Consider the following 3,376-nt stretch of genomic DNA (forward strand, 5'->3'; position numbering starts at 1 on the left):
CCAGGGTGGGGCGCCGGCGGGGTTGACCGGGCGAGGGCCACGGCGACCGCGAGTGCCGGCAGGCACAGCGCGAGGTACCAGGGGTAGAGCACCGGGCTGCCGAGCGCCACCGCCAGCCCGCCGTAGCCGAGCACGATCAGGTCGTGCCGACGGCCGGTGCCCGAGCCGGGCTCGTTCCCGCCGGGCTCGTTCCCGCCGGAACCGGGCGAACCCCCGCCGGTGTACCCGCCCCGGTCCCGCCATGCGCGCAGGGCGAGCCAGGCCACCACCAGCGCCGCGCCGGCCAGGCACAGGGCCCGAGTCGCCCGCTGCGTTTCGGCGCCGGACGGATGGCGGCCGACCGGACCAAGCATGCCGCCGACCCCGTCGACCGCCGCGGCGAGAATCGAGGCTGGTGCGATCCCCGTGGTCAGGGTGCCCGACGTGGACAACGCGTGGATCCAGGTCGGACCGAAGCCGCCAGCCACCATGCTCAGCCCCGCGGCGAGCGCGACCGCGGCGGCATCGGCCGCGAGCAGCACGGCGCCGGCGCGGATCGGGCGTCGCGCCGGCCGGGCGGCCCGCAGATGCGCCAGCACCAGCCAGGCGACGCCGAGGAGGGCGGTTGCCTTGACGCTTCCGGCCACGCCGACCAGCGCCGTCGCGGCGGCGCCGAGCGCGGCCTGCCGAGCCGTCGGCGTGCTTTTTCCCTCCGGGCCGGACGCCGGTGCCGAGACGAGCCGTCGGCGGTCCACCACCAGCGCCGCCACGAGCAGCGCCGCGGCCGTTGCGTCGAGGTGGGCTCCGCCGATCAGGTGCACGACGACGACCGGATTGGCCGCGACGAGCACCATGACCAGGGCCCGTCGGCCCGGCTCCGGTCCGGCGAGCCGTAGCGTCAGGACGACCATCGCGATCGTTGCGAGGATCGCGACTATCTTGAGCAGCGTGACCGTCCCGGCCGGCCCGCCGCCGAGGGCCGCGGCGCTCTTCTCCACGGCGACCGCGGCACCGCCATAGGGCGCATGGGTGTTCCACCACCGGGGGTCGACGGCCCGGACGAACGCCGAGCCCGAGCCCTCAGCGGTCAGCAGGACGGAGACGCCGTGTGTCGCCGGATCCAGGCCGAGCCTCGCCAGCTCACCCTGAGCGGCGTAGGCGTAGATGTCCCGGCTGAACAGCGGCGGGCCCACCGCGAACGGGAGGCTCCAGACGATCACCGCCGCGAGGGCGGCCCGCGGGGAGGTGCGGCCGGCGATCGTCGCGCGCACAAGCCCGCCCCAGCACAGACACAGAGTGATGATGCCCAGGGCCGCCAAGCCGGCCAAGACGCCCCTTGCGGTATCCGACGGGGCCGCCGATGGGAGAATGCCCCACCAGGAGGAAGGGTCGGTCGTGTGCGGATCGCGCGAACCGAGCCGACCCTCGCTCACCATGGCCACGGCCGCGGCGCCGCCACCGGCGAGGACCAGCAGGGTCACCCTGGTCGGGGCCCGGATGCCGGCAGGTCGGGGCCGGCCGCTGCCTGGTCCGGACAGGACGGGCGTGGCCTGACGCCGCCCGCGGGGCAAGCTGTCGGGTGATGACCGGTCGGAGACGGCGGATGGACTGTCGTCGGTGCGTGGGGGGGTCGCGGGTGACAACGCTCGCGACCCCTGGTCCCTCGCCTGACGCCATCTCGGGGGGGCGGGCGGCGTCGACCGCCCCGGCGACGGGTGGGCCCGGGCACCCCGGGTCGGAGCCTCGCGTGGCCACACTGCCCCAGACCCCTTCCATCGCCCTCGAGCCGCCGCGGCACCGCGGACCGTTCGTGCGGGGTGTTCTCGCCGTCGTCGTGGCGGTTCGCCGCTGGCCCTGGATTCTGACCGCCGCGCTCTGCCTGCTGTGCATCGGTCTTGGCATCACCGGTCCGGACACCCCCGCCCAGGAGTACCGGGTCTGGCTGTTCCGGCACGGCGGAGTGGTGCTCTGGGACGATCAGTGGTACGGCGGTCACACCATCCCCGGCTACAGTGTGCTGTTCCCCCCGCTCGGTGCGCTTGTCGGGGTACAGCCGCTCGGCGCGATCTCCTGCGTCGCCTCGACGATGATCGTGACCCGGTTACTCCGCGGTCCTGGCCGGCGGGCCGGGCATGATCTGGTCCTTGTCTGGTTCGCGGTCTCGACGGTGGCGAACCTCGTCGTGGGCCGCATGCCGTTCGCTCTCGGGATGGCCTTCGGTGCGCTGGCGCTGGTCGGCGCGCGGGAACGGCACACGAAGCTGACCTGGATCGGCGCGGTCCTGTCGTCGCTGGCGTCTCCGTTGGCCGGCGGCTTCGTGCTGCTCGTCGGCCTCGCGTTGCTGCCGACGATCGGATGGCGCCGCGCGCTCCCGTTCGTCGGCGCCGGATCCGGCATCATCGTCGTGCTCGCGTTTCCCGAGGACGGGTACCAGCCCTTTCCCGCGGTCACCTTCCTGTCGCTGTTGACCCTCATCGCGGTCGGCCTGCTCATCGTGCCCGGGCACGCCCGGCTCATCCGGCCCATCCGGCACGGCCTGTTGCTCTGGGCGGCCGCGGCAGTGGTCTTCTTCTTCGTGCCCACCCAGGTCGGCGGGAACATCACCCGACCGGCGACGCTGCTCGCCGGCCCCGCCGCGGCGTTGTTGCTCGCCGAACGCCGCCGCGTCCTCGCGGTCGCGGCGATCCCGCTGATCGGCTGGCAGATCGGGCCGGTGCACGGGGCGCTGCTCGTCCACGGCGATCCGTCCGGGTCGAAGGCCTACTACACCGAGCTCCTCGACTACCTCGACCGCGGCGCGCCGGTGCCGGCCGGGCGGGTGGAGATTCCCTTTACTCGGGCCCACTGGGAGGCGCGCTTCGTCGCCCCGTCCGTACCCATGGCCCGCGGCTGGCTGCGCCAGCTCGACAGCAAGTACAACGCGCTGTTCTACGACGGCACACTGAACGCCGAGACCTACCACGAGTGGCTGCTCGCCCGCGGCATCCGCTACGTCGCCCTCCCCGACGTCGAGCTGGATCCCTCCGCGGCCGTCGAGGCCAGGCTGCTGCGGGCCGGTCTGCCCTATCTCGAGCTCGCCTGGCAGAACGCGCACTGGAAGGTGTGGCTCGTCACCGACTCCCCGGGTCTGGTAGAGGGACCGGCCTCACTCACCGAACTGGGGGTGAGTTCGGTCGCGGTCGACTTCCACGCGCCCGGGGTCGCCACGGTGCTCGTGCACTACACCCCCTACTGGCAGCTGTCGGGGGGCACGGCGTGCGTCTTCCGGGCGGCCGGGGGCTGGACGGGCATTCTCACCGAGTCGTCCGGACCGGTGCGCCTGTCCGCCCGGCTGTCCGTCGACGGCCTGACCCGCGCCAGCGCCCTGGACTGCCCGGTCGGTCAGCGTGTCTCCTGA

General features: G+C 73.8%; 2 protein-coding genes. One reads left to right on the forward strand and one right to left on the reverse strand.

What is annotated here, in order from left to right; genetic code table 11:
* Positions 1-1,460, reverse strand: a 1,460-nt coding sequence (mptB, locus tag ACY5KJ_RS18955) for a polyprenol phosphomannose-dependent alpha 1,6 mannosyltransferase MptB (protein ID WP_462203998.1), incomplete at its 3' end; no start/stop codon positions are given.
* Positions 1,461-1,726: 266 nt separating this feature from the next.
* Between mptB and ACY5KJ_RS18960 the strand changes: the two genes are divergently transcribed.
* Entirely contained in the window at positions 1,727-3,376 is a 1,650-nt protein-coding gene (locus ACY5KJ_RS18960; protein WP_462203999.1) for a hypothetical protein, read from the forward strand.

Source organism: Frankia sp. CcWB3, assembly GCF_977927595.1.